The organism is Kribbella sp. NPDC049584, from assembly GCF_040675555.1.
In the GTDB taxonomy this organism is placed as follows: domain Bacteria; phylum Actinomycetota; class Actinomycetes; order Propionibacteriales; family Kribbellaceae; genus Kribbella.
Genome location: NZ_JBFAPF010000001.1, coordinates 126365 through 151715 on the forward strand (window position 1 = coordinate 126365; position 25351 = coordinate 151715).

26 protein-coding genes are annotated in these 25351 nt (G+C 66.9%); 17 read left to right on the forward strand and 9 right to left on the reverse strand.

Annotation, left to right across the window (positions count from 1 at the left end):
- The first annotated feature begins 172 nt into the window (after positions 1 to 172).
- The 8 genes from AB0J62_RS00640 to AB0J62_RS00675 all read left to right on the forward strand — a co-directional run bounded on the left by AB0J62_RS00640 (position 173) and on the right by AB0J62_RS00675 (position 6867).
- Positions 173 to 1009 carry an ABC transporter substrate-binding protein gene (locus AB0J62_RS00640; RefSeq protein WP_363862422.1) on the forward strand — a complete coding sequence of 279 codons (837 nt, stop codon included), beginning with the start codon at positions 173 to 175 and terminating at the stop codon, positions 1007 to 1009.
- Positions 1006 to 1842, forward strand: a complete 837-nt coding sequence (locus AB0J62_RS00645; RefSeq protein ID WP_363862425.1) for an amino acid ABC transporter permease — start codon at positions 1006 to 1008, stop codon at positions 1840 to 1842. Before AB0J62_RS00640 ends, AB0J62_RS00645 begins: the two co-directional genes overlap by 4 nt.
- Entirely contained in the window at positions 1842 to 2594 is a 753-nt protein-coding gene (locus AB0J62_RS00650; RefSeq protein ID WP_363862428.1) for an amino acid ABC transporter ATP-binding protein, read from the forward strand. The genes AB0J62_RS00645 and AB0J62_RS00650 overlap by 1 nt, the downstream gene beginning before the upstream one ends.
- A gap of 168 nt (positions 2595 to 2762) precedes the next feature.
- Positions 2763 to 3677 carry an ABC transporter substrate-binding protein gene (locus AB0J62_RS00655; protein WP_363862431.1) on the forward strand — a complete coding sequence of 305 codons (915 nt, stop codon included), beginning with the start codon at positions 2763 to 2765 and terminating at the stop codon, positions 3675 to 3677.
- A 7-nt stretch (positions 3678 to 3684) separates the two neighbouring features.
- On the forward strand, positions 3685 to 4650 hold the full coding sequence (locus AB0J62_RS00660) for an amino acid ABC transporter permease (RefSeq protein WP_363862434.1): 966 nt from the start codon (positions 3685 to 3687) through the stop codon (positions 4648 to 4650).
- On the forward strand, positions 4650 to 5426 hold the full coding sequence (locus tag AB0J62_RS00665) for an amino acid ABC transporter ATP-binding protein (RefSeq protein WP_363862437.1): 777 nt from the start codon (positions 4650 to 4652) through the stop codon (positions 5424 to 5426). The genes AB0J62_RS00660 and AB0J62_RS00665 overlap by 1 nt, the downstream gene beginning before the upstream one ends.
- A 177-nt stretch (positions 5427 to 5603) precedes the next feature.
- A complete protein-coding gene (locus AB0J62_RS00670; RefSeq protein WP_134108988.1) occupies positions 5604 to 5996 on the forward strand; it encodes an anti-sigma regulatory factor in 393 nt (130 codons plus the stop codon).
- A 76-nt stretch (positions 5997 to 6072) separates the two neighbouring features.
- Complete coding sequence (locus AB0J62_RS00675; RefSeq protein ID WP_363862441.1) at positions 6073 to 6867, forward strand: RNA polymerase sigma factor SigF; 795 nt, start codon at positions 6073 to 6075, stop codon at positions 6865 to 6867.
- 4 nt (positions 6868 to 6871) lie between these two features.
- On the opposite strand, the gene AB0J62_RS00680 is transcribed toward AB0J62_RS00675, so the two are convergent.
- Complete coding sequence (locus AB0J62_RS00680; protein ID WP_363862444.1) at positions 6872 to 7282, reverse strand: hypothetical protein; 411 nt, start codon at positions 7280 to 7282, stop codon at positions 6872 to 6874.
- Positions 7283 to 7673: 391 nt separating this feature from the next.
- Between AB0J62_RS00680 and AB0J62_RS00685 the strand changes: the two genes are divergently transcribed.
- Positions 7674 to 7925, forward strand: coding sequence for a WhiB family transcriptional regulator (locus AB0J62_RS00685; protein WP_130383822.1), 252 nt, complete (start codon positions 7674 to 7676; stop codon positions 7923 to 7925).
- A 57-nt stretch (positions 7926 to 7982) separates the two neighbouring features.
- Here the strand turns inward: AB0J62_RS00685 and AB0J62_RS00690 are convergent, their stop codons facing one another.
- The gene (locus AB0J62_RS00690) at positions 7983 to 9461 is read right to left on the reverse strand and encodes a histidine kinase N-terminal domain-containing protein (protein ID WP_363862447.1); all 1479 of its coding nucleotides are present in this window, start codon (positions 9459 to 9461) and stop codon (positions 7983 to 7985) included.
- Between the two features lie 116 nt (positions 9462 to 9577).
- Here AB0J62_RS00690 and AB0J62_RS00695 point away from each other — a divergent pair, with 116 nt between their 5' ends.
- A complete protein-coding gene (locus tag AB0J62_RS00695) occupies positions 9578 to 10483 on the forward strand; it encodes a DUF2785 domain-containing protein (protein ID WP_363862450.1) in 906 nt (301 codons plus the stop codon).
- Here the strand turns inward: AB0J62_RS00695 and AB0J62_RS00700 are convergent.
- On the reverse strand, positions 10470 to 11441 hold the full coding sequence (locus tag AB0J62_RS00700; RefSeq protein WP_363862453.1) for an endonuclease/exonuclease/phosphatase family protein: 972 nt from the start codon (positions 11439 to 11441) through the stop codon (positions 10470 to 10472). The genes AB0J62_RS00695 and AB0J62_RS00700 overlap by 14 nt on opposite strands.
- A gap of 83 nt (positions 11442 to 11524) precedes the next feature.
- Here AB0J62_RS00700 and AB0J62_RS00705 point away from each other — a divergent pair, with 83 nt between their 5' ends.
- From AB0J62_RS00705 to AB0J62_RS00715, 3 genes are all read left to right on the forward strand, one after another.
- Entirely contained in the window at positions 11525 to 11818 is a 294-nt protein-coding gene (locus AB0J62_RS00705; RefSeq protein WP_363862456.1) for a DUF3311 domain-containing protein, read from the forward strand.
- On the forward strand, positions 11815 to 13470 hold the full coding sequence (gene mctP / locus AB0J62_RS00710) for a monocarboxylate uptake permease MctP (protein WP_363862459.1): 1656 nt from the start codon (positions 11815 to 11817) through the stop codon (positions 13468 to 13470). The genes AB0J62_RS00705 and mctP overlap by 4 nt, the downstream gene beginning before the upstream one ends.
- Before the next feature lie 117 nt (positions 13471 to 13587).
- Complete coding sequence (locus AB0J62_RS00715; protein WP_363862462.1) at positions 13588 to 14226, forward strand: DUF5317 domain-containing protein; 639 nt, start codon at positions 13588 to 13590, stop codon at positions 14224 to 14226.
- Here AB0J62_RS00715 and AB0J62_RS00720 read toward each other — a convergent pair.
- Together AB0J62_RS00720 and AB0J62_RS00725 are read right to left on the reverse strand one after the other, a co-directional pair.
- Positions 14188 to 15468 (reverse strand): HD domain-containing phosphohydrolase, encoded by a 1281-nt coding sequence (locus AB0J62_RS00720; protein WP_363862465.1) that lies wholly within the window; start codon positions 15466 to 15468, stop codon positions 14188 to 14190. The two genes, AB0J62_RS00715 and AB0J62_RS00720, sit on opposite strands and share 39 nt — an antisense overlap.
- A complete protein-coding gene (locus tag AB0J62_RS00725; protein ID WP_363862468.1) occupies positions 15469 to 16821 on the reverse strand; it encodes an HD-GYP domain-containing protein in 1353 nt (450 codons plus the stop codon).
- A 606-nt stretch (positions 16822 to 17427) separates the two neighbouring features.
- Here AB0J62_RS00725 and AB0J62_RS00730 point away from each other — a divergent pair.
- Positions 17428 to 19917 carry an NB-ARC domain-containing protein gene (locus AB0J62_RS00730; protein ID WP_363862471.1) on the forward strand — a complete coding sequence of 830 codons (2490 nt, stop codon included), beginning with the start codon at positions 17428 to 17430 and terminating at the stop codon, positions 19915 to 19917.
- A 5-nt stretch (positions 19918 to 19922) separates the two neighbouring features.
- Here AB0J62_RS00730 and rsrA read toward each other — a convergent pair whose 3' ends face one another.
- From rsrA to AB0J62_RS00750, 4 genes are all read right to left on the reverse strand, one after another.
- Positions 19923 to 20201: a mycothiol system anti-sigma-R factor gene (gene rsrA, locus AB0J62_RS00735; protein ID WP_131467618.1), complete on the reverse strand. Its 279-nt coding sequence runs from the start codon at positions 20199 to 20201 to the stop codon at positions 19923 to 19925.
- The gene (locus tag AB0J62_RS00740; protein WP_363862475.1) at positions 20198 to 20860 is read right to left on the reverse strand and encodes a sigma-70 family RNA polymerase sigma factor; all 663 of its coding nucleotides are present in this window, start codon (positions 20858 to 20860) and stop codon (positions 20198 to 20200) included. The genes rsrA and AB0J62_RS00740 overlap by 4 nt, the downstream gene beginning before the upstream one ends.
- A gap of 111 nt (positions 20861 to 20971) precedes the next feature.
- Positions 20972 to 21613: an alpha/beta family hydrolase gene (locus AB0J62_RS00745; protein WP_363862478.1), complete on the reverse strand. Its 642-nt coding sequence runs from the start codon at positions 21611 to 21613 to the stop codon at positions 20972 to 20974.
- Between the two features lie 75 nt (positions 21614 to 21688).
- Positions 21689 to 22489, reverse strand: a complete 801-nt coding sequence (locus tag AB0J62_RS00750) for an SOS response-associated peptidase (protein ID WP_363862481.1) — start codon at positions 22487 to 22489, stop codon at positions 21689 to 21691.
- Between the two features lie 79 nt (positions 22490 to 22568).
- Here AB0J62_RS00750 and AB0J62_RS00755 point away from each other — a divergent pair, with 79 nt between their 5' ends.
- The 3 genes from AB0J62_RS00755 to AB0J62_RS00765 all read left to right on the forward strand — a co-directional run bounded on the left by AB0J62_RS00755 (position 22569) and on the right by AB0J62_RS00765 (position 25326).
- Positions 22569 to 23021, forward strand: a complete 453-nt coding sequence (locus AB0J62_RS00755) for a MarR family transcriptional regulator (protein WP_363862484.1) — start codon at positions 22569 to 22571, stop codon at positions 23019 to 23021.
- Positions 23022 to 23025: 4 nt separating this feature from the next.
- A complete protein-coding gene (locus tag AB0J62_RS00760) occupies positions 23026 to 23505 on the forward strand; it encodes a universal stress protein (protein WP_363862487.1) in 480 nt (159 codons plus the stop codon).
- Positions 23506 to 23583: 78 nt separating this feature from the next.
- A complete protein-coding gene (locus AB0J62_RS00765; RefSeq protein ID WP_363862490.1) occupies positions 23584 to 25326 on the forward strand; it encodes an MFS transporter in 1743 nt (580 codons plus the stop codon).
- The last annotated feature ends 25 nt before the right edge of the window (positions 25327 to 25351 follow it).

Here is a 25351-nt window from a genome sequence, read left to right on the forward strand (position 1 = left end):
GAAGTGCGTGCGGAGTTGAGTGGGCGTTCGGTCGAACGGCGCTGTGCAAAGGGGGTCACCCGTGGGGCAACGAGTAAACCACAGAGGCCACTGGTCTGCTGTGAGGGGTCCCACATCCCCTCTCGTGTGCCAGGATTCGTGGATTCACAACCCCTGTCGAGGAGAACCTGCGATGAATTTCGTCCCCACTCTCCGCAAGACTCGAGCAGCTGTCGCGCTGGCGGCCGTCCTCGGACTGTCCCTGGCCGCCTGTGGCAGCGACTCCGGCGGCGGCAGTTCCGATGACAAGGCGAAGGCGGCCGGCATCACGCTGGTCAAGCCCGGCAAGCTCACCGTCTGCACGCACCTGCCGTACAAGCCCTTCCAGTACAAGGACGGCACCGACGTCGTCGGCTTCGACGTGGACCTGCTCAACCTGGTCGCCGACGACCTGGGCGTGAAGCAGGACGTGGTGAACATCGAGTGGGCCCAGGTGACGTCCGGCGCCGCGTTCCAGGCGAAGAAGTGCGACATGGGCATGGGCGCGATGACGATCACCAAGGAGCGTCAGGCCGCGATCAGCATCACCGACCCGTACATGGACGCCACCCAGGTGCTGATGGCCAAGAAGGACTCCGGCATCTCGGCGCTGGCCGACCTGCGCGGCAAGAAGCTCGGCGCGCAGGCCGACACCACCGGCAAGAAGTACGCCGACGAGAACGCCGCCGCGAACGGGTACACGGTGATCCCGTTCAACGACCTCGCGCTGCAGGAGAACAACGTCAAGTCCGGCCGGGTCGCCGCCGCGATCAACGACAACGGCGTGTTGTACGACTTCGTCAAGGACAACCCGGACATGGCCGTGGTCGCCGAGTTCAACACCGGTGAGCAGTACGGCTTCGGCGCGCTCAAGGACGGCAGCGGCCCGAAGCTGGTGTCGAAGTTCAACGAACTGCTGACCAAGGCGAAGTCCGACGGCAAGTACAACGAGATCTACAAGAAGTGGTTCGGGGTTGAGCCGAAGAAGTGAGTACCTCGCCAGAAATCGGGACCGAGACAACCGTTGAGCGGAAGGGGCTGAGCCCGCGCCGGCGGGCCCAGCGCTCCCGCTGGATCCAGTACGCCGTGCTCGTCGTGCTGGTCCTGGTCGCCGTGTTCGTCGCGAACTGGCACCAGATCGGCAGCGTGTTCTTCAAGCCGGAGTTCATCAAGTCCACGTTCACCGACGGCGTGCTCAAGGCCCTGGTGAAGACGCTCGAGTACACGGCCGGCGCCTTCGTGATCGGTCTGGCCGGCGGCACGCTGCTGGCGTTGATGAAACTCAGCCAGGTCGGCCCGTACCGGTGGATCGCGACGGCGTACATCGAGTTCTTCCGCGGACTGCCCGCGATCGTGGTGTTCATCGCGTTCAGCCTGCTGCCGCTGGCGTTCCCGGGCATGACGATCCCGTGGGATCCGTACGGCGTGGTGTGGCTGGCGCTCGGGATCGTGGCCTCGGCGTACATGGCCGAGGTGATCCGGGCCGGTATCCAGGCCGTTCCGAAGGGACAGGTCGAGGCGGCCCGGTCGCTCGGCATGCCGCCCGGGCTGGCGATGCGGAAGATCGTTCTGCCGCAGGCGTTCCGGATCGTGCTGCCGCCGTTGACGAACGACCTGATCCTGCTGGTGAAGGACTCGTCGCTGGTGTTCATGATCGGTGTCGCCGCGGACGGGTACGAGCTCACCGGTTTCGGCCGGGATCTGGCCAACACGTACTCGAACCTGACCCCGATCGTGGTCTGCGGGTTCTGCTACCTGGTGATCACGCTGCCACTGGGCATCCTGGCCCGCCGGCTGGAAGCACGAACTGCGAGGACGCGCTGATGGCACTGGTAGAGATCAAGAACCTGCACAAGTCGTTCGGCAGCAACCACGTCCTGCGCGGGATCGACTTCACCGTCGAGCAGGGCGAGGTGGTGTGTGTCATCGGGCCGTCCGGATCGGGCAAGTCGACGCTGCTCCGCTGCGTGAACCTGCTCGAGAAACCCCAGCAGGGACAGGTGATCGTCCGCGGTGAGGACATCACCGACCCGGACTGCCACCTGGACGCGGCCCGGCAGCAGATCGGGATGGTGTTCCAGCAGTTCAACCTGTTCCCGCACCTGTCCGTGCTGGCCAACTGCACCGTTGCCCAGCGCACCGTTCTGAAGCGCGGGCCGCAGGACGCGGACCGGATCGCCCGCGCCAACCTGGAGCGGGTCGGGCTGAGCGACAAGATCGACGCCTACCCGGCACAGCTGTCCGGCGGTCAGCAGCAACGTGTCGCGATCGCGCGGGCGCTGTCGATGGACCCGGCGCTGATGCTGTTCGACGAGCCGACGTCCGCACTGGACCCGGAGCTCGTCGGCGACGTCCTCACGGTCATGCGCAAACTCGCCCTGGACGGTATGACGATGCTCGTCGTCACGCACGAGATGGCCTTCGCCCGCGAGGTGGCCGACCGGGTCGTGTTCATGGACGCCGGCGTCATCGTCGAGCAGGGCCGGCCCGCGGACGTGATCGGAAGCCCCAAGGAGGAACGCACCCGGACCTTCCTCCGCCGCGTCCTCGACCCAACACACGTCGAGCCGACCTGATCGTCACGCTGCGTGCCCGGGTGATCGACGGGCCGCAGCGTCACGAGCGGTGACGACTACGAATAGGTCTCCTTTCCCGGTTGGTCCGTGCGCTGTCCACAGGTCGTTGTGTCAAGATGCGGACACATGGCACCGGGGCCGACCGGTGCCCGGGTTTGGAGGACCTAGATGTCTGTCCTGCGTAGGACGCTGGCCTTGTCCGGTGTCCTGGTTCTCGCCGCTGCCGGTTGCGGTTCGAACTCTCTCGAAGGTGGTTCGTCCACCTCACCGTCGAGCGCCCCCTCCAGCGCTCCCTCGAGCGGTCCGTCCAGCAGCGGCCCGGATCTGAGTGGTTCGCTGCCGCCGAAGATCAAGTCGGCCGGGAAGATCGTCGTCGGTGTGGACGCCAGCTACCCGCCGAACGAGTTCCTGCAGGGCGGCAAGACCGTCGTCGGCATGGACGTCGACCTGTTCAACGCGGTGGCGCAGAAGTTCGGCGTCACGGTCGACTGGCAGCCGGCCGGCTTCGACACGATCATCACCGGTGTCCAGAGCGGCAAGTACGACGTCGGCGTCTCGTCGTTCACGATCAACGACAAGCGCAAGGCGCAGGTCAACATGGTCAGCTACTTCAACGCCGGCACGCTGTGGGCGACCGCGAAGGGCAACCCGAAGGGCATCAAGGCCGACGACGCCTGCGGCAAGACCGTCGCGGTGCAGAAGGGCACGACGCAGCTCGAGGACGACATGCCGAAGCGGCAGGCCGCCTGCAAGGCCGCCGGCAAGCCGGAGATCAAGCTGGTCGTCCGGGAGAAGCAGGACCAGGCGACCGCTGACCTGGTCGGCGGCAAGGCCGATGCGATGCTGGCCGACTCCCCCGTCGTGCTGTACGCGATCAAGCAGACCAACGGTCAGCTCGAGCAGCTCGGCGACATCTACGACGCCGCGCCGTACGGGTACGTGATCCCGAAGGCGGAGACGGCGTTCGCGCAGTCGATCACCGAGGCGCTGAAGGCCCTGAACACCGAGGGCACCTACAAGAGCACACTGCAGAAGTGGAACAACGACTCGGGTGCGCTCACCGACTTCGCCGTGAACCCATGAGGATCCGATGAGCACCGACACGACTGAGACCCGGCCGACGGACGCGAGTCCTGATCGGCCGGGGGCGATCGACGCCGTACCGGTCCGGCATCCCGGCCGCTGGGTCGCGATCGCCGTGATCGCGATCCTGACCGCGATGCTGGTGCACCTGCTGGTGACCAACAAGGCCTTCGACTGGAGCTTCGTCTTCCAGGCGATGAACCAGCAGCCGGTGATCAACGGCTTCCTCAAGGGGACGTTGCTGGTCACCGTGCTGTCGATGATCGTCGGCGTCGGGGGCGGCGTGCTGCTGGCCGTGATGCGGCTGTCGGACAACCCGATCCTGGCCGGGGTGTCGTGGGTGTTCACCTGGTTCTTCCGGAGCATCCCGCGGTACATCCTGCTGTTCACGATGGGCACGCTGGGGATCCTGTTCCCGCAGGGCATCGCGTTCGGGATCCCGTTCGACTGGAAGATCATCGACTGGCTCGGGATGTCCGGTGACTGGCGGTTCTTCAACCTCGACGCCAACCAGGTGTTCACCGGGATCGTCGCCGGTGTGATCGGGCTCGGGCTGTCCGAGGCGGCGTACATGGCCGAGATCGCCCGCGCCGGCATCATGAGCGTCGACAAGGGCCAGGCCGAGGCGGCCGAGGCGCTGGGGATGAGCAGCGGCAAGGTGATGCGCCGGGTCGTGCTGCCGCAGGCGATGCGGGTGATCGTGCCGCCGACCGGCAACGAGACGATCGCGATGCTGAAGGACACCTCGCTGCTGCTCGCCGTACCGGTGATCGGCGAGCTGTTCTACCAGCTGCAGTCGATCGGCAGCACCTACTACAAGACGTTCCCGATCGCGGTCGCCGCGACGCTGTACTACCTGGCGGCGACCAGCGTGCTGATGGTCGGCCAGTACTTCCTGGAGCGGCACTTCGGTCGTGGCTTCGGGACCAAGGCACCGCGGGCAGCGCGGCCGGCCGGGGCGGGAGGCGCCTGATGCCACTGGTTCATGCCGTCAATGTGACCAAGTCCTTCCACCACAACGAAGTGCTGAAGGGCATCGACCTCGATGTCGATCGCGGCCAGGTCGTGTGTCTGCTCGGGCCGTCGGGTTCGGGCAAGACGACGTTCCTGCGCTGCATCAACCAGCTCGAGACGATCGACGGCGGCCGGATCTGGGTCGACGACGAACTGATGGGGTACGCCGACCGCGACGGGAAGCTGTACCGCCTGAAGAACAAGGAGATCGCGGCGCAGCGGCGCGAGATCGGGATGGTGTTCCAGCGGTTCAACCTGTTCCCGCACATGACCGCGCTGGAGAACATCGTCGAGGCGCCCACCCAGGTCAAGCGTGAGTCGAAGAAGACCGCACGGGAGCGGGCGATGAAGCTGCTCGACCGGGTCGGCCTCGCGGACCGCTGCAACGCCTACCCGGCGCAGCTGTCCGGCGGTCAGCAGCAGCGGGTGGCGATCGCGCGGGCACTGGCGATGCAGCCGAAGCTGATGCTGTTCGACGAGCCGACGTCGGCGCTCGACCCCGAGCTGGTCGGCGAGGTGCTCACGGTGATGCGGGAGCTCGCGCTCGACGGCATGACGATGATCGTGGTCACCCACGAGATGTCGTTCGCCCGCGACGTCGCCGACACGGTCGTGTTCATGGACGGCGGCGTGGTCGTCGAGGCCGGTCCGCCGAAGGACGTCATCGGCAACCCGCAGCACTCCCGCACGCAGACGTTCCTGTCCAGGCTCCGTTCGGAGCACGAACACCCCTGAGTTCCGGTACGGTCGGAGTACGACTCGCACAAGGTGCCGCGCACGGTCATGGGGCCCTCCCGGCCTGGACTGAGGAGCGCAGGGAGCGTAGCGACCGGAGCGACGAGGGAAGGCCGGGAGCCAAGGGCCCCATGACACGCCGGCGCCGAAGGCCCGGCCGAAAGCACAGGAGACGATGTGAGCAGCACGGGACGAGCCGCCGAGGTCCGCCTGAGTATCCCGGCGGACGGCGCCTACATCGCCGTACCGCGATCCGTCGTCGGTAACCTGGCTGCCCGCAACGACTTCACCCTGGACGCGATCGACGACCTGCGGATCGCCGTCGACGAGGCCTGCGCGCTGCTGCTGCCGGAGGCGGCCGACGGCGTGCTGGAATGCGTGTTCGAGATCGACCCGCCGCAGTTGACGGTGCGCGCGAGCGCCGTCGTGCCGGGCGGCTGGATGCCCGACACCGACTCGTTCGGCTGGACCGTCCTGACCGCGCTGGTCGAGTCCGCCGCGGCGGAGACGATCGACGGGCGGCTGACCATCACCGTGACGGCTACCGCCACCGCGACGGAGAGCCTGTGAGCAAGTGCAGCGAGCCGACGATGAGCACAGCACAGTGGCCTGTCTCCCCGCAGCCGAGCGCCGGCGAGGCGCGGGCGTGACAGACGAACAGATCCCGAGCGAGCCTCGGGAGTCCACGGATCTGCGTACCCGGACGGCGGCCTTCTTCCAGCGGATGGCCGCCACCGGGCCGGGCGACCCCGCGCACACCGCGGCGCGGGACGGCCTGGTCGCGCTGCACATGCCGCTGGTGGAGCATCTGGCCCGCCGGTTCCGCAACCGCGGCGAGCCGTACGACGACCTGGTCCAGGTGGCCACGATCGGCCTGATCAAAGCGATCGACCGTTTCGATTCGGATCGCGGGGTCGAGTTCTCGACGTACGCGACGCCGACGATCCTCGGTGAGATCAAGCGGTACTTCCGGGACAAGGGCTGGGCCATCCGGGTGCCGCGACGGTTGCAGGAGCTGCGGTTGTCACTGACCGCGGCCACGGCCGAGCTGACCCAGGAGCTCGGCCGGGCGCCGACCGTGGCGGAGCTGTCCGACCGGCTCGGGCTGTCGCCGGATCTGGTGATCGAGGGCCTCGAGTCCGCGAACGCCTACAACACCTTGTCCCTGGACGCTCCTGACCAGAACGAGACCGACGCGACCACGGTCCTGGACGGCCTGGGCGGCGAGGACGAGGCGCTGGAGAGCGTCGAGTACCGCGAGTCGCTCAAACCCTTGCTGGCACAGCTGGACACACGCGAGAAGCGGATCCTGACACTGCGGTTCTTTCGCGGTATGACGCAGTCCCAGATCGCCGAGGAGATCGGGATCTCGCAGATGCACGTCTCCCGGCTACTGGCCCGGACACTGACCGAACTCCGCGCCGGCCTGCTGAAGGAATAGCTGCCTAGAGCACCGGGTGATCGTTGGCCTCGCCACCAGCCAGGGCTTCGGTGGATGCCTTCTGGAACACGCAGATCAGTACGGCGAGGGCCGCGACGGCGAGCGCGACGGCGACGGCCTTGGTCGACCCACCCCAGAAGCTGTACGCCACCAGGAGCTGGATCAACTGGGTGAACACCGTCGGGCCACGACTCCAGCGCACGGCCTTCCACAGCCCGCGGGCGACGAAGCCCAGAGCCACGCCGTACACGAGGAAGAAGCCGGCCGTGGTCAGTCCGAGCACCAAGCGATCGCCATGAATCGTCAAGCCTTCGCCAATTCCGAGAACGATCAGTGCGAGGCCTTCCAAAGCGACCACTGCCGCGGCTAGCTTGAGCGGTCTCGGGACGGCGGCAGCTGGGGAGTCGGTCGGCACTTCGTCAGCTTAGTGCGGCCATGCTCTCGGGGGCTTCGCGGACCCAAGGCCCTACAGGGATTTGAGGGTTGTGCGTAACCAAAAGAAGGTTGGAACGGTTACCTGCAGTGAACGGGTGATTGCGGAAGAGCGGCTCCGTCCGATAACCGGATGGAGAGTACGCCGCTGCGCCAGTTCGGAGTGTTAAGGAAGCGTTGTGATCGGATCGACAACTCCATAACCCTTGTTTCGATCCGCCAAGATTGGGAACATGGTCTCGTTCGTGAATGCGTTCACAACGCATCGCACTAATAACCCCCCGTGCGAGACGAACCGACGAGTACAGCACCGCTGATTGGGCACAGACCTACCCGTCAGCTTACGTCAACTACTGAGAGAGATGGGATCCGCCATGGATTGGCGCCACCGGGCCGTATGCCTCGACGAGGACCCGGAACTGTTCTTCCCCATCGGCAACACCGGCCCCGCGATCATGCAGATCGAGGAAGCCAAGCAGGTGTGCCGACGTTGCGACGTGCGTGAGCAGTGCCTGGCATGGGCGCTGGAAGCCGGCCAGGACCACGGTGTCTGGGGCGGTCTGAGCGAGGACGAGCGCCGCGCTCTCAAGCGCCGCAACGCCCGCCAGCGCATCCGCACCGCCTGAGTAAGTCCTCTCGGGGCCCCGCGGAAATCCCGCGGGGCCTTTGTGTTTCACCAGCCCCTAGTCCTTGACCGGGATGTCCAAGGTGACCTGCGTGCCGGGTTTTCCGTCGTGGCGGTTGCCGAATTCGAGCGTCCCGTCCAGCTCCCCGATCACCAAGGTGCGGACGATGGACAGGCCCAGGTTGCCGGACAGCTCGGAGTCGAAGTTCGTCGGCAACCCTTTGCCGTCGTCGATGACGTTGATGTGCAGACGTCCGACCGATCGCTCGGCGGTGAGCTCGATCCTGCCGTTCGCCTCTCCCCCGTCCCGGGCGCCGAAGGCGTGCTCGACCGAGTTCTGCATCAGTTCGGTCAGCACCATCGCTAGCGGAGTGGCCACTTCGGAGTCCAGTACGCCGAACGTCCCGCTCCGTCGCGTCTCCACCGCGGTCGAGACCGTCGACACATCCGCGACCATCGCACCGACCCGGTCCGCGACGTCGTCGAAGTCCACGTGCTCGTCGAACGATTCCGACAGGGTCTCGTGGACGATCGCGATCGACCCGACCCGGCGGACCGCTTCGGCCAGCGCGGCCTGCCCTTCCGGGACGGTGATCCTTCGGGCCTGCATCCGCAGTAACGCGGCGACCGTCTGCAAGTTGTTCTTGACGCGATGATGAATCTCCCGGATGGTCGCCTCCTTGGTGACCAGCTCCCGCTCCCGGCTCCGCAGCTCCGTGACATCGCGGAGCAGGATCAGCGCCCCGACGTGGGCGCCGTCGGCCCGCAGCGGGATCGCCCGGAGGAACAGCGTGGCGTCGGAGTTCTCGATCTCGATCTCCTTGGCCGCGCGCCCGGTGACCACCGACGCGAGCACGTCGTCGACCTTGTGTCCGGAATGCAGCAACTCGGCGGTGACATCCTTCAGCCGGCTGCCGACCAGGTCGGTGACGAGCCCCATCCGCCGGTACGCCGACAACGCGTTCGGGCTCGCGAACGTCACCATGCCGTGCCGATCGACCCGGATGCAGCCGTCACCGACGCGTGGCGTGGTGGACAGCAGCCGCTCACCGCCGTACGGGAAGACGCCGTCGGTGATCATCCTGGCCAGGTCGGTCGCGCTCTGCAGGTAGGCGATCTCCAGCCGCGACGGCGTGCGGACGCCGAGCAGGTTGGTGTTGCGCGCGATCACCGCGATCACCCGGGTGCCCCGCCGTACCGGGATCGTCTCGACCCGCACGGGGACGTCGTCGCGCCACTCGGGATCGCCCTCACGGCAGATCCGGCCGCCGTCGTACGCCTGGTCGAGCAGGTGCCGGCGGCCGCGCGGGATGAAGCTGCCGACGATGTCGTCGAGGTACGCCGTCGGCCCTGTCGTCGGGCGCATCTGGGCGCCGGCCCAGAACCCGAGTCCCTCGGTGTCGGGCAGCCAGAGCACGAGGTCGGCGAACGACAGGTCGGCCAGCATCTGCCAGTCGGAGATCAGCAGCTGCAGGCGGTCCAGGTCGGCCTGGTCCAGGGTGGTGTGGTTTCGGGCCACATCGGTCAGAGACGGCACGAGTTCGATGCTACCGACGGTCGTGAGGGCGTGTGGACCAGCACTCGGAGTGGTCCGCTCGACAACGTGGTGTAGACAGGTGTTAGTTGATTCAGCACGGATGAAAGGATGCTCGGGTGGAGTCGACGTACTGGCAGGACGTGATGGCCGCGGACTACGCGGTCCCGCACGACCGTACGCTGACCGAGCTCACCGAGGAGCTTGTCCGCGGGCTGGCCAGCACCAACCCGCAGGTCCGTGACGCCCTGGCCTACCCGACGCTCGCCACCTGGCTGGAGCGCGGGGTGTACGACGACCTCCTGCCCGGGTTCGGCGACGGTCTCTGTGCCGGGCTGAACTACGGGCTCGGCGAGGACGGCACCGACACCGTGTTCCGCCGCTCCTTCACCGCGCTGACGCTGGCGGAGGTCATCCACCGCGACAACGCCGAGTTCCTCGTCCACGACGAGGTCGTGATGCGCTGGGGCGACCGGCTGGCGACGTGGCTGCTGCGCGAGCGCGACCTGCGCGGGTTCGTGAAGGACTGCGGCTGGGCGCACGCCGTTGCCCACGGCGCCGACGCGATCGGCGCGCTGGCCCGGTCCCGGCACTGCGACGCCGGCGTACTGCGGGCGTTGCTCGACGTGCTCGCGGACCGGATCGTCAAGGACACGCCGTACCGCTGGGTGCACGAGGAGCACGACCGAGTCGCGCATGCGGTGATGACGGTCCTGCACCGGAACATGCTGAGCAGCGACGAGCTCGAGCGCTGGCTGAAGCCGATCGCGGCGACCGCGGGCCAGCAGCCGTTGATGCACGAGACGCTGCCGGAGTGGCCGACGCCGGCGGTCTTCAATGCCCGCGGGGTCCTGCACGTCCTGCTGAGCCAGCTCGCGATCGGCGTGAAGGGGTTCCCGATCCCGGGCGACGACGAGCTCTTCGGCCGCCCGATCGAGGCCCGCGCCGATCTGCTGCTGATGCTGACCGAGGCCGTCCAGGCCTCGCAGCCTTACATCTACCGCCCGGCCACTAATCCGTCCTGAGCGCGACCGTCGCGACCACGGCCCGGTGGTCCGTCCCCTCGATCGGGTACGTCGTGAACCGCCCGGGCTCGAACTGCCGCGTCACCACCACATGATCGATCTGCGTTCGCAGTAACGCCGGCTGGTCGGCCGGCCACGTACCTTGCAGACCACCTCCGACGGTCGGTCCGACGCTGCGGCAGTAGCCGCCCAGAGCGTTGCGGAAGTCGGCGTGGTCGATGGTCGCGTTGAAGTCCCCTGCAACTATCGTCGGCGCGTCCTCGGCGCACCACCGGCGTACATGCAGGAGGTCGCTCTTCCAGGTGGTGACGGAGTCGGTCAGCGGCGGGAAGCCGTGGTACGCGATCAGCCGGACTGCACCGAGGTTGCCACCGGTCACGATGATGTTGCCGAATGTCGTCCCGGCCTCGGACGCGAACGTCACGTTCCCGAGCGAGGACGAGACCAGCACGCTCGTCGCGCTCGGGGCATCCTTGGTCGTCTGCACCGTATAGCCCTTGTACTGCTGGTCCTGCAGCTGCGCCCGGATCTCCTCGCGGACGTCGACCTGTGCCTCCGGCAACGAAACCAGGTCCGGCTTCCGGTCCCGGATCACCTGAGCCACATCCGCGGCGCGAGCACCGCCGCCGAGCACGTTCGCGACCATGATCGTGAGGACCCTGGCGCCGGCCGGAGCGGGCCGGGCGTCGGAGAACTGGCGCGGGGCGACCAGCGCGCCGCCGACCAGGGCGAGCGAGGCGACGAGTACTGCGGCGATGCGCCACCCCCGGCGTACCAGCATCAGGAGGGCCAGCAGCAGGACGACGACCAGTCCTTGCGGACGGAAGGCGGCCAGCTGCGCGAACGGGGTCACCTCGTCCAGACCGAACAGTTCGGGATACAGCGGCACGGCAACGATGACGAGGAACAGCACGGACAGCACGACTCGCCGGACGAACCATGCCTTTTCGTTATCCATGCACCAACCTGAAGGTCTAGTCGCTCGTGCTGACGAACGGTAGCGTGCTCCGTTGCGCCTGCTGTGTCCCGAGGAGGTTTGCAGTGTCTCGATTGTCCGCGGTCAGACCCGCGTACTGGATCTCCGGTGTGCTGCTGGTTGTGGCGGTCGTCGTACCGCTGCTCGTGCCGACGTACGCCAAAGCCGATCCCCACCTGTGGGGTTTCCCGTTCTTCTACTGGTACCAGCTGATGTGGGTCTTCCTGTCCGCGATCCTCGTCAGCATCAGCTACCGGCTGCTCCGCACCGAGGAGCGCAGGCGGCGGGCGGCACAGGGCCTTGGTGACCCTGAGGCCGCTGATGCCGCTGATGCTCCAGTGAAGGAGGGTGACCAGTGAACACAAGTGTCGACTGGGTGCAGCTGATCATCGTCATCGTCATCTTCGGCGGTGTGACCGTGATGGGCTTCATGGCGTCCCGCTGGCGCAGCGCCGGCCATCTGGACAACCTCGACGAGTGGGGTCTGGGCGGCCGGAGCTTCGGCACGTTCGTCACCTGGTTCCTGCTCGGCGGCGACCTGTACACGGCGTACACGTTCATCGCGGTGCCCGCGGCGATGTACGCGACCGGTGCGATCAGCGGCTTCTTCGCCGTTCCGTACACGATCGTCGCGTACCCGATCGTGTTCGTCTTCATGGCCCGGTTGTGGTCGGTCTCGCATCGCAACGGGTACGTGACCCCGGCCGACTTCGTCAGCGGCAGGTACGGCAGTAAGGCGCTCTCGCTGGCGGTGGCAGTCACCGGCATCCTCGCGCTGATGCCGTACATCGCGCTGCAGCTGGTCGGTATGCAGGCCGTGTTCGAGACGATGGGGCTCGGCGGCAACAACACGCTCGCCAAGGATCTCCCGCTGCTGATCGCGTTCGCCGTGCTGGCGGCGTACACGTACTCCTCCGGGCTGCGGGCGCCGGCGATGATCGCGTTCGTCAAGGACTTCCTGATCTACGTGGTGATCCTGGTCGCGATCTTCTACCTGCCGCACGTGCTCGGCGGCTGGGACTCGATCTTCGGTGCGGCCCAGGAGAAGATGGCCAAGCCCAACCCGGTGACGGGCAAGCCGACCGGATCGTTCATCCCCGGCAACGCGGGCTACGTGTCCTACTGGACGCTGGGTCTGGGTTCCGCGATGGCGCTGTTCATGTACCCGCACTCGGTGACGGCGGTGCTGTCGACGAAGACCCGCAACGTCGTACGGCGGAACGCGGCGATCCTCCCGGCGTACTCGCTGCTGCTGGGGCTGCTCGCTCTGCTCGGCTTCATGGCGATCAAGGCGAACGTGAACGTGAAGGGGCTGGACGGGCTGGCCAACCCGCAGCTGGCGATCCCGCGGCTGTTCGACCAGGAGTTCCCGTCGTGGTTCGCCGGGATCGCGTTCGCGGCGATCGCGGTCGGCGCGCTGGTGCCGGCGGCGATCATGTCGATCGCGGCGGCGAACCTGTTCACGCGCAACATCTATCGCGCGTTCATCAAGCCGTCGGCGTCGCCGTCGGAGGAGGCCAAGGTCTCCAAGCTGGCGTCGCTGCTGGTGAAGGTCGGCGCACTGGTGTTCGTGCTCGCGATGGACAAGACGATCGCGCTGAACCTGCAGCTCCTGGGCGGTATCTGGATCCTGCAGACGTTCCCGGCGATCGTGGTCGGTCTGTACACGCGCTGGTTCCACCGGTATGCGTTGCTGACCGGCTGGGCCGTGGCGATGGTGTTCGGCACGGTGTCGGCGTACAACGTGGTGAACCCGGCGACCAAGAAGCACTTCGGCGGATCGCTGGCGAACATCCCGTTCACCAACACACCGGCGTACATCGCGCTGACCGCGTTCGTGCTGAACGTGATCATCGTGATCGTGCTGACGTTCCTGTTCCGGGCACTGAAGGTGCCGGACGGTCAGGACACCACGCACCCGACGGACTACCTCGCCGACCGCGGCGACCCGGGTGTGAAGGACCTGCCGGAGATCCTCGACGACGGCGGAGCCGCAACCGCCAAGTCCTGAAGCAGTCCGGAGATGACGGCGGCCCTTCGGGGCCGCCGTCACCTTTTGCACCTTGGTCGACACGCTGCGCGGTCAGCTTGCCCGGTTTCGGGCCGCGCGTTCGGCAGAATCGCACACGTGCTGCTGGTCCTCCTCGTCATGGTGCTCGCTGCCGGGGCGGCGCTCGTGACCGGCGGCGGCTTCGGACGGCTCGCGAACAACACGCTGACCGGCGTGCACTGGCTGGCCGCGGCCGCGATCGGGCAACTGCTCGGATCGGCCTTCGGCGGCACGGTCTACCCGGTCGGGCTGATCGGCTCCGCTGTCTGCATCGCGGTCTTCCTCCGGCTCAATCTGCGCCATCCCGGCGTCGGCCTGCTGGCGTTGGGGTTCTTCAGCAATGCGCTCGTGGTCGCGCTGAACGGCGCCATGCCGGTGTCTCTCGCGGCGCTTTCACGTGCGGGCGTGGGCTCTGCGGTCGTCAACGATCCGCGGCACGAGTTGTCCGACGCCGCTACGCGTTTGCCTTGGCTCGGGGACGTCGTACCGGTGGCCCTTCCCGGGCTCGGTCAGGCCGTCAGTCCAGGCGACGTACTGATCGCCGCCGGCGCCGGTCTCCTGCTGTACGCCGGGATGGGCGCCTCCGGGCGGGTGCGCGCAACATCCGCCCCGGTCTGGGACGAGCTGGAACCCTGCGCCGGAACGCCCGCGCTGCTCAGGCTGTCGCCCGAGGCCTGCTCAGAAGCGGAAGCCGCGACCGATCACGCGCCTGAGTGACTCGACCACGACCGGGTCGTACTCCGCGCCGATGCCCAACCCGACCGACTCCATCGCCTTGTCCGGCGACTGCCCCGACCCTTCCCCCACCAGCTGTTCGTAGGCCAGGGCAACATTCACGATCCCGCTCTCGACCGGAATGTCGGCGTTGTTGGCCCGCCCCTGCCGGTACGGATCGTTGGAGTGCCTGACGATCTCCGCAACATGATCCAGCACCCCCGACCGCTCGATCACCGAAGCCCCGATCTCCGCAGCCCGCTGCCGCTCCTCCCGCGTCCGCAACAACGAAGCCCCACCCGGACTAGGATCCGCCAACGCCAACTGCCCCACCCCCGACAGCAACGCCGCATACTCCAACGCCTCCATCCTGGCCGGCGTCAACCCAAGATCATGCCCAATAGCCACCGCAAGCTGAGCCGTCCGCGCATTCTGCCCCGGACTACTGAACCCAGCAATCTCCGTACTCCGAGCCATCGACCGCACCGTCGTCCGATAAGTCCGCTGCGCCGAAGCAAACCGCCGAAACGCAACCTGCGTCAGGAACAACGGCACCACAACCAACGGCGGCCCCCACAGCCCCAGCAACGACGTACCGATCGCGAGCAGAATGCCGCTGATGCCCATCGCCATCCCGATACGCGCAGCGACCAACGCCTCGTCCCGCAACGCGGCCGGAAACGGCTGGTTGTATCGCTCGGTTGACTGCCCCGCGCCGACCAACGCGTCCATCACGACAGCCGAGAGGACCGCGAGCAGCATGGCACCGGTCAACGCCATCGCCGACACCCACGAACCGTCCCAGTACAGGTCAGCGGGTACGACCGCGGAGAAGACCGCAGCAGCCACCGCCACTGACAGCACCCGCCGTGAGGACACGACCATGTCCCACCGCAGGCCGGAAACGAGCCGGGGCAGAACGCCGGCCAGAGTGGCCAGGCCGGTGACGGCGATGATCTGCGCGACGTCCGGGGGAATCGCAACCTCTGGCGGACGAAGCAATGCGTATCCCAACGCAGCGCTGGTCGCGATTGGCGCTCGGTTGCGGCTTCGATCGACCCGGAACTGCACCATCTCGCCAATGGCGATCAACAGGCCGAACGTCAGCGCGTACGGCCACTCGGAGACGCCACGACGCACCGTTATGGCCAGGGCGATGACCCCCACGACGGCACCTGCGGCAAGCACGACCACGCCGCTGCCCAGACGCCGCCCGTCTGAGCCGTCTTGTGCGTTCAGGATCATCTAGGCGTCCGGCCCTGCCGCCGAGCCCGAGGCGCCACCGCCGCTCCCGAGACTGAGATCGTCATGGTCGATCGCGACCACCGCGCTGCCGTCCGGCGCCGGCTGCTCGGCCGCGGCAGCCTTCCAGCCGTCCTTCCGGATCACCTCGACGAAGGCGTCTACCAGATGCGGGTCGAAGTGCGTGTACCGGTCCTGCAGGAGGATCTGCAAGGTTTCGTCCACTTCCCGGGCCGGACGGTACGAGCGCGTCGACGTGAGGCAGTCGAAGGCGTCAACGATGCCGATGATGCGGGCGAAGTACGGAATGTTCGCGCCGGCAAGGCCGGCCGGGTATCCCGTCCCGTCGTACTTCTCGTGATGGTGCAGAACCGCGGACTTCACTTCCTCGAGGAACGGGATATTGCCGATCAATTCGACACCCCGCGCGGGGTGCAGCCTGATCGCGTCCATCTCGAAGTCCTCGAGCCGGCCCGGCTTCTGGATGATGCTCGTCGGCACGCCGACCTTGCCGACGTCGTGGAGCAGGCCCGCGTGTTCGAGCGCCTGCTGACGGTCGTCGCTCAGCCGTAAATGCCGGCCGAGCATACCGACGCCTTCACTGACGCGCTCGGAATGTCCTCGGGTGTAGAGATCCTTGGTCTCGATGACCTGGATGAAGGCCCGCATCGTCGCGGCCTGCGCGTTGCGTTCGGCTTCGTACAGGCTCAACGTCCAGCGCGCGACCAGCAGGGGCACGACGACCAGGAGCACAGCGACGATGCCGAGACCGCCGAGCCAGACCACCGCAAGCAGAACGCCGAGCAGGCCGTAGCCCATCATCGGCAGGACTGTGGGTGCGGCAACGTGGCGGAGGAAGTCGAGCGGTGAGGTAGCACCGCGATCCAGCCACAGCACCAAGCACATCAGCACTGCGCTGACCGCGAGCCAGGTGACAATTGCCGCCGTGGCCGCAACCAGGGCACGTCCGGGTGCGTCCAAAACGGCATTCCCGCGTACGCCACCGACGCGGAGGAAAACAAGGCCGGCTGCGCTGGCACACAGGACTGCCATCGCGCCGTTGAACACCCGCCGCATGAGGGGAAGGCGACGGTCTTGCGTAAGAGGCAACAGCACCGAGACGACGACGGCAGCGGCCGGGCCGGACAACAAGAAGAGTGCGATGCCTACCACATAGTCGAGGGAAGCGCGCACCGGTCCGACCTTGGATCGAAGCAGGGCTCCCAGCAGCAACAACAGGCCCAGAGCAATAGTGGCGGCGTCAGGCCTGGTATGAAACAGCGCGACAACGAGAGCCACGATGGCGATACCGGCGCTGAACGCCACCGTCATGCGCAGCGGCCAGCGGCTGTTCACCCGTGAACTCTAACCTTCACCACTCCCAGGCGTCACTACCAAACACGACACGTCACCTCCGATCAGCGGTCGCAGTCTTACGTCCCGGTGATCGGAAGGACGTAGGGGGGCAGACAGCACATCGCTGACTCTTCATCATTTTGCCTAAGCATGCGGGCCGCGAAACACTGTAGGCCAGACCGTGACTCGCCGCATGACAGGAGCGGATGAGCACCATATGAGAGACTGTGACTCTTTGCAGTTGTTTCAAGGAGGCTTAGAAATGGGTAAGACCGGCCGCAAGCGTCGCGCACGCAAGAAGAAGGGCGCGAACCACGGCAAGCGCCCGAACGCCTGATCCCAGGCGGCTACAGACAGCGAGGACCTCGGAGAAATCCGGGGTCTTTGCGATTTGGTCACAGCTTTACAGCAGACCACTTTTATCAGAGGTCCTGTATTCGGAGAGTCTCTGCCCGCATACTGAAGGCGATCTTTCAAACGATCGTTGGGTATTTGGCTCCCTCGTCCGGCACCGCTGTGGATAACGGCGACCGCTCGTCGGCGGATCGGCTTAGAGTTGGCTCCGGAGGTTTCCGGTACTGACCGTATCCCCCGCGGATCCGAGGTGTGAGGGAGGTGACCGCGCTGTCCGAGCCGTCGGTGCTCACGCTGAGCGAACTACTGCGCACCTTCCGCACCCGAGCCGGCCTGACGCAGGCGGCTCTCGCCGAGAAGGCAGGCCTCAGCGAACAGGCGATCAGCGTCCTCGAACGCGGCACCCGCAGCCGTCCCCGCATGGACACCATCAGCGGACTCAGCAAAGCGCTTGACCTCACACCGGCCGAGGCAGACCAGTTCCTGGCTGTTGCCCGCGGCAAAGGCACCCACCCCCGGCCACCCGCTACCACGTCCGATCCGGCGGCAGAGGCCGTTCCGACGCCGTGGCAACTACCGCCGGCGGCCCCGGACTTCACCGGCCGAGCTGCCCAGATCGACGCCATCCTCTCGGTGCTCCGCAGCCCGGAGGGCGCCGGACGCCCAGCGGTGGCGATCGTCACGGTCACCGGGATGGGCGGAATCGGCAAGACCACGCTGGCAGTCCAAGCCGCGCACAAGTTGGCCGACAGCTACCCGGACGGAAATCTCTATCTCAATCTGCGCGGCTACGGTCCCGGTCCGTCGATGACAACCTCCGATGCGCAGCGGCAACTGTTGCGCTCGCTCGGTTTGGCCAGTGATTCGATTCCCGACGATGTCGACGAAGCCGCCGCCCTGTTGCGATCCCAGCTCGCCGGCCGACGGGTTCTGCTGCTGCTCGACAATGCCACAGATGTCGCGCAGATCCTCCCGCTGCTTCCCGGTAGCGCGGGCGCGGCAGCGATCATTACCAGCCGTGGCTCACTGGTGAACCTGCCGGGCGCACGGCAGATCCGACTCGACGCGTTGTCGGAGTCGGAGGCCGTGGAGCTCATCACCGGCGTCATCGGACAGGACCGCGTTGCCGCCGAGCCGGAAGCGACCGAGACGCTCGCCAAGTACTCCGGCCGGCTGCCGCTCGCGATCCGGCTGATCGGTGGCCGGCTGGCGACCCGGCCGACCTGGCCGATCCGGCATTTCGTCGACCTGCTCGAGGACGAGGGCCGCCGGCTCGACAGCCTCGGCTCCGACGAGACCGGCGTGCGGGCCAGCATCGCGAGCTCTGTGCATTCCCTCGAAACCAGCGATCGCGACCTGGATCGCGAGGCCGCACAAGCCCTTCCGTTGTTGAGCATTCCGGACGGGGCCGACCTGCTGACCGCGGTCGTTGCCCGGCTGCTCGACCTCCCGGCACGCCGTACCGGCACGATCCTCGAGCGCCTCGTCGACCTCAGTCTGCTCGAGTCGGTCGCGCCCGAGCGCTACCGTTTCCACGACCTCATCCGTGCGTACGCCCGCGAGCTCGCCGAGCAGACGCTGACCGCGGCTGAACGCGACGAAGCTTTGGCCAGGGTGCTTCGTTTCTACATCGCCGTCGCCTGGGCCTGCCAGGCGATCACCCATCCGGGCAGCCCTCGGTTGCCCTTGGCCACGATTCACGACGACCACCTTCCGGTGTTCCGCGACGGCGAGGAGTCGTTGCGCTGGCTCGACGACGAGCAGCGCAACCTGATGGACCGGTTCCGGCAAGCGAACGAGACATCATTGTCCGGGTCGGCGCTTATTCCGGAGCTTGCGCTGGCGATGTTCGGTTATCACGAGGCCCGGCGCCGCTGGAACGAGATGAGCGAGCTCGGTGAGGGCGCGCTCGTCGCCACGCAGCACCGCCGGCTCGATGCGACGACGGCGTGGCTCCAACACGACAGCGCCATACCCGAGGCGGAGAACGGTGACGTCGCCACCGCGGTCGACAGGATCACCACGGCGCTGGCGATGTTTCGCAAGATCGGCGATCTCATCGGCGAGGCCCGATGCTGCTCGTCGCTCGCTTATCTGGTCGGTTTGCTCGGCCGGCTCGACGAAGCCTTGGAATACGCCGAGGAAGCCCTCCGGCTCAGCCGATTGATCAAGGACACCACGCTCGAGGGTGTCTCTCTCACGGCCGTCGGTGGACTGTACGACCGCAGCGGTGACTACGTCAGCGCGGATCAGGCGTTCGCCGATGCCGTGGCGCTGGCCGAGCAGACCGGCGATAGACGCTCGGCTTCCAAGCGCTACATCAACGCAGCGCTCTCCCATCTGCGGGTCGGCCGGTTCGAGGACGCCGCACTGACCGTTACCGAGAGCCTCCGGATCTCCGGCTTGCTCGGGGACCTGACCGCCCAGTCCGAGGCGCACCATCTGCTCGCCCTCGCCATTGCATCCCTGGGCGACTACGGGCAGGCGCGTGGTCATGTCGGAGCCGGACTGCAATTGGCACGTCGCCGCCGCGACGCAATTCGCGAAGGACGTCTGTACCTGGAACTCGCCAGAATTGATGCCGCCGACGGCAAGCGACGAGAGGCTATCGACAACCTGCGCCGAGCCATTGCCATCCTGAACGCGACTTCAGCGGTTCAGGCCGCCGATGCCCGGGCGCTCCTGGCGGAGCTGGAATCCGGCAGGCCGTTCACCTATACCTTCACGGCCCATTCCCTCTGACGAGTTCAGTCCGTGGTGGTGATGGTGGTTTCTATCTGGATTTGGGTTAGGCGGAGGAGGATTTTCTGGCGGAGGGCGTCGGGGGCGTGGTCGGAGCCGCAGGAGCGGTGGACCAGTTTCTTGACGCAGCGTTCCAGGTCGTATTCGTCCAGGCAGGGGGCGCACTCTTCGAGGTGCTGCCGGATCTCGTCGGAACTGGCGTCCTCGAGTTCGTTGTCGATGAAGACGTAGACCCGCTGCAGGATCTCTCCGCAGTCGACGTCGTGGTGCTCGCCGCAGCTCACGACTCCTCCTTCTCCGCATCCGCGTCGGTGCTCGCCGCGGTCGCGTCCGTACTCTCGTCCACACTGTCTGCCGCGGGCGGGATCAGGCCGCGATCCCGTGCGTAATCACCCAGCAGGTCACGCAGCTGGCGCCGGCCGCGGTGCAACCGCGACATGACGGTGCCGACCGGTGTGCCCATGATCTCGGCGATTTCCTTGTAGGCAAAGCCCTCGACATCGGCCAGGTACACAGCCAGCCGGAAGTCCTCCGGGATCGACTGCAGGGCCGACTTGATGTCGGAATCGGGCAGGTGCTCGAGAGCGACCGCCTCGGCCGACTTCAGCCCACCGGGAGTGTGCGACTCGGCAGCGGTGAGCTGCCAGTCCTCGATCTCCTCGGTCGGCGACTGCGTCGGCTGACGCTGGCGCTTCCGGTAACCGTTGATGAAGGTATTGGTCAGGATCCGGTACAGCCAGGCCTTCAGGTTGGTACCCGGCGTGAACTGGTGGAACGAGCTGTACGCCTTCGCGAAGGTGTCCTGCACCAGGTCCTCGGCGTCGGACGGATTACGGGTCATCCGCATCGCCGCGGCGTACATCTGGTCGAGGAACGGCAGGGCTTCGCGTTCGAACCGCGCGGTGCGCTGCTCGGGTGTCTCGGTCGTGGTGGGAGTCGGCATCGTGATCGAGAATACCGGTGACTTCCCAGTACTCCGCTCCGGAGCCACTCTCGTCGCCATCATGTTCGTCACAACGCACCCGGTCGCGGGGTCATTCCCGAGCGCCGACCGTTATCCGGACACCTCGCGGGTGACCCACTCGAACACGGCTTCGACCAGCAGGTCGTACGTCTCCTGCTGATCCAGCTCCGCCCGCTTCGGCACCTTGAACGCATGGTCCGCGTCCGGCACGACAGCCATTTCGGTCAGCGGCGGGAACTCCTCCGGCGTACCGAACGGATCCCGCTCCCCCTGGACCACGAGCGTCGGCAGCCCGGCCCGGTGGAGCTCGTCGACCCGCGACTTCTCCGGCTTCCCCGGGGCATGCAGCGGGAAAGACATCGCGAGTACGCCGGAAGCCCCCAGGCTGCTCGCCGTACGGCAGGCCACCCGGGCGCCGGCGCTCCGGCCGCCGATCACCAGCGGCGTACGCACCCGCAACTGCCCGATGATCGCGATCCAGGCTTCGTCGAGCACCTTCGGCGCCGGCGCGAGCTTGCGGCCGGCGCGACGCCAGGGCTGCTCGATCAGGAACACGTTCATGTCCTGCTTCGGCAGCCGGCCGGCCAGCGCGGCCAGGTCGCCCGACTCGATCCCGGCCCCGGCACCATGACCGAGAGCCAACGTCGCCACCGGCCGACGGGCCCGGTACGCGACGATCCGGGCCTCCCCGTGCGGCGTCCCCACAATGCGTTCGTCGGTCACCCGCCCCATCCTGTCATCAGCGACCGGATTCGGTGGACAGGAAACCCAGAACAGCCCAGAACAGCCGAGAACAGCCGGAAGAGCTCAGAACAGCGTGGTCTCCTCGGGCGCCTGTGGTTTGTCCAGTGGATCCACACCGTCCGGCGGCAGCGGATCGAGCAGATGGCGGCCGTTGTTCTTCACCGAGCTGACCGCCTTCGACACGGCGTACGCCTCGAGCCGGCCGGGTGCCGCGGGGACCAGGAGGTCGAGCAGCTCGTCGGGGTCGGACGACAGCGGATCGAGCCACGCGTCGTACCGCTCGCGCTCGACGAGGAGCGGCATCCGGTCGTGGATCCGGCCGAGGTCATCGGTCGCCGACGTGGTCAGGACCGTGCAGGTCCACAGCCAGGCGTCGTCGGAATCCGGGTCCTCGACGGACTTGTCCCGCCAGATCTCGTACAGCCCCGCCATCGACAGGATGCTGCCGTCCGGCGGATGGATGAAGTACGGCTGCTTCACCGGTTTGCCGTTGACCTTCTCCTCGGCGGTGTACCACTCGTAGTACCCGTCGGCGGGCAGGATGCAGCGCCGGGTCTGGAACGCCTTCTTGAACGCCGGCTTCTCCGCGACCGTCTCCATCCGGGCGTTGATCAGCCGGTTCCCGATCGAGGTGTCCTTGGCCCAGGACGGCACCAACCCCCACTTGACCGTGGTCAGCTTCCGGACCGTCTGGTCGGGGACCTCGCGGTTCTTCCGCTCGACCACCGCGACCACCTGGTTGGTCGGCGCGACGTTGTAGTTCTCGCCGAGCTCCTCGACGGACTCGCGCACGTTACCCGCCTCGATCTCGAACTCCTCGACGAGATCGGACGGGGCCCGGCCGGACGCGTATCTACCGCACATACCAGCAGCCTAGTGATCGACGGGGACAAAAACCCGTGTTCCATCACCAGATCTATATAGACGTGCCTATACTTATCGCATGACCACAGGCAACGACGCCGTGGGCGAGGCCCTGTTCGGGCTCGCCGCCGTGGCGATCAGGCGCCGGGACCGCACCCTGAGCCTGACCGCCATCTCCGTGCTGTCGACCCTGGAGCGCACCGGCCCGCGGCGCCTGACCGACCTGGCCGTCAGCGAGGAGATCACGCAGCCGTCGATGACGGCGCTCGTGAAGCAGCTGACGGACCTCGGCCTCGCCGAACGCCGGCGCTACCCCGGCGATGCCCGCGTGGTCCTGGTCGCCGTCACCGAGGCCGGGAGCCGGCAGCTCCGGGCGATCCGCGCAGCCGGGGCGTCGGCGCTGACCGAGCTGATCGGCAAGCTCGACGACCAGGACACCGAGACGCTCACCGCCGCCCTGCCCGCACTCCTGCGCCTGATGGAGCTCGCCGGCGAAAGTCAGGACAGCCGTACCCCGTTGCCGAAGAGGTGACCAGATGAACTACGACGCCGAAGAGCGGCGCATCCAGCTCCGCCAGGAAAAAGCTCCCGGGACACCGGCCATCGTGGTCGGGATCGACGGGTCGGCCACGAGTTGGGACGCGTTCGCCTGGGCCGCCGGAGAAGCCGTCCGCACCCACGGCCACCTCGTCGCGGTCTACGTCATGCCGTACGCCGAACCGACCGCGATCCTCGCCGCGCCGTACGCGTACGGCGCTGCCGCGAGCAGCAGGCAGGAGCTCGCCGACGAGATCAAGGCCGACGCGGTACGCCGGGCCGGCGAGGCCGGCGTACCGATCAGCTTCGTCAGCGAGTACGGCGACGCGATCGGCAGCCTGACCGAGATCGCGCGCACGGTCGACGCCCACCTCATCGTGGTCGGCCGGTCGGCAAAGCGATGGCACCGGCTGACTGGCTCGCTCGGCCACCGGCTCACCTGCCGCAAGGACGCACCGGTCGTCGTGGTGGTGCCCTGACGGGGGCCGGAGGGCCACCTCCGGTAGCGAGATACAGTTAGTTTTGCTAACGAAATCTAACCCGTGGGGAAGTGCCTTGTGAGTGCAGGCAACAGGTCGGCGTCCCGGTTCGCGGTCGAGAAGGATCACCCTCACTACAAGTGGGTGGCGCTGTCCAACACGACGCTCGGGGTGCTGATGGCAACCATCAACTCGTCGATCGTGATCATCTCGCTGCCGGACATCTTCCGGGGCATCAAGCTCGATCCGCTCCGTCCCGGCAACGTCAGTTATCTGCTCTGGATGCTGATGGGCTTCCTGGTCGTCACGGCGGTGCTCGTCGTGACGCTGGGCAGGCTCGGCGACATCTACGGCCGGGTGAAGATCTACAACCTCGGCTTCGCGGTGTTCACGGTCGGCTCGATCGCGTTGGTGTTCGACCCGCTGACCCAGAGCAGCGGCGCGCTCTGGCTGATTCTGTGGCGCATCGTCCAGGGCGTCGGCGCCGCCATGCTGTTCGCGAACTCGACGGCGATCCTGACCGACGCGTTCCCGGTCGACCGCCGGGGCTTCGCGCTCGGCATCAACCAGGTCGCCGCGATCGGCGGTTCGTTCATCGGGCTGATCGTCGGCGGCGTGTTGGCGCCGGTCGACTGGCGCTTGGTGTTCTTCGTCTCGGTTCCGTTCGGTCTGCTCGGCACGGTCTGGTCGTACCGCAGCCTGCGCGAGACCAGCACCCGATCGGCGGCGAAGATCGACTGGTGGGGCAATGCGCTGTTCGCAGTCAGCGTGACGGCGATCCTGGTGGCGATCACCTACGGCATCCAGCCGTACGGCGGGCACAACATGGGCTGGACCAGTCCGTGGGTGCTGAGCGGGCTGATCGGCGGCGTTGCCCTGCTGATCGCGTTCTGCCTGGTCGAGGCGCACACGGACGATCCGATGTTCGACATGTCGCTGTTCCGGATCAAGGCGTTCTCGACGGGCAACCTGGCCGGCCTGTTGGCGTCGATCAGCCGCGGCGGCCTGCAATTCATCCTGATCATCTGGTTGCAAGGCATCTGGCTCCCGCTGCACGGCTACAGCTTCTCGAGTACGCCGTTGTGGGCCGGCATCTATCTCCTTCCGCTGACGGTGGCGTTCCTGCTCGCGGGTCCGCTGTCGGGCTACTTCTCCGACCGGCTCGGCGCCCGCGCTCTGTCGACCGGCGGATTGTTGCTTGTGGCACTCAGCTTCCTCGGCTTCATGCTGCTGCCCACCGACTTCAGCTACTGGGCTTTCGCCGGTCTGCTGGTGCTGAACGGCGTCGGCTCCGGCCTGTTCTCCGCGCCGAACACCAGCGCGATCATGAGCAGCGTCCCGGCCAATCGCCGGGGTTCCGCATCGGGCATGATCGGCACGTTCCTCAACTCGGGTACGTCGCTGTCGATCGGCGTCTTCTTCACGCTGATGATCATCGGCCTCGCGCAGACCCTCCCTCGCACGCTGACCGAAGGCCTGCGATCCCATGGCGTCTCGCAAGCCGCAGCAGTGGCCATCGGCAACCAACCTCCGGTCGGCAGCCTCTTCGCCGCCTTCCTCGGCTACAACCCGATCGGCACGGCGCTCAGCGCACTCCCCACCTCAGCCGTCAAGGGCGCCGACGTAGGCACGCTCACCAGCAAGGCCTACTTCCCCCAGCTGATCTCCCAACCCTTCCACCACGGCCTGGTCATCGTCTTCTCCATCGCCATCGCCATGTCCCTGATCGCAGCCTGCGCCTCGTTGTTCCGCGGCCCGCGCTACATCCACGTCGAGCCAGAGGCGGTTGCCCAGCCGGCGACGGCCGCAGTACCCGAATGACAGCTGTACCGGAGTGAAACAGGCA

Excerpts from the sequence above, each read along its gene's own strand:
- AB0J62_RS00660 (WP_363862434.1), top strand. The coding sequence starts at position 3,685 with ATGAGCACCGACACGACTGAGACCCGGCCGACGGACGCGAGTCCTGAT.
- AB0J62_RS00745 (WP_363862478.1), bottom strand. The coding sequence starts at position 21,613 with ATGGGGCGGGTGACCGACGAACGCATTGTGGGGACGCCGCACGGGGAG.
- AB0J62_RS00740 (WP_363862475.1), bottom strand. The coding sequence starts at position 20,860 with ATGCCGACTCCCACCACGACCGAGACACCCGAGCAGCGCACCGCGCGG.
- AB0J62_RS00760 (WP_363862487.1), top strand. The coding sequence starts at position 23,026 with ATGAACTACGACGCCGAAGAGCGGCGCATCCAGCTCCGCCAGGAAAAA.
- AB0J62_RS00750 (WP_363862481.1), bottom strand. The coding sequence starts at position 22,489 with ATGTGCGGTAGATACGCGTCCGGCCGGGCCCCGTCCGATCTCGTCGAG.
- AB0J62_RS00665 (WP_363862437.1), top strand. The coding sequence starts at position 4,650 with ATGCCACTGGTTCATGCCGTCAATGTGACCAAGTCCTTCCACCACAAC.
- AB0J62_RS00700 (WP_363862453.1), bottom strand. The coding sequence starts at position 11,441 with ATGGATAACGAAAAGGCATGGTTCGTCCGGCGAGTCGTGCTGTCCGTG.
- AB0J62_RS00640 (WP_363862422.1), top strand. The coding sequence starts at position 173 with ATGAATTTCGTCCCCACTCTCCGCAAGACTCGAGCAGCTGTCGCGCTG.
- AB0J62_RS00655 (WP_363862431.1), top strand. The coding sequence starts at position 2,763 with ATGTCTGTCCTGCGTAGGACGCTGGCCTTGTCCGGTGTCCTGGTTCTC.
- AB0J62_RS00720 (WP_363862465.1), bottom strand. The coding sequence starts at position 15,468 with ATGATCCTGAACGCACAAGACGGCTCAGACGGGCGGCGTCTGGGCAGC.
- AB0J62_RS00650 (WP_363862428.1), top strand. The coding sequence starts at position 1,842 with ATGGCACTGGTAGAGATCAAGAACCTGCACAAGTCGTTCGGCAGCAAC.
- AB0J62_RS00685 (WP_130383822.1), top strand. The coding sequence starts at position 7,674 with ATGGATTGGCGCCACCGGGCCGTATGCCTCGACGAGGACCCGGAACTG.
- AB0J62_RS00755 (WP_363862484.1), top strand. The coding sequence starts at position 22,569 with ATGACCACAGGCAACGACGCCGTGGGCGAGGCCCTGTTCGGGCTCGCC.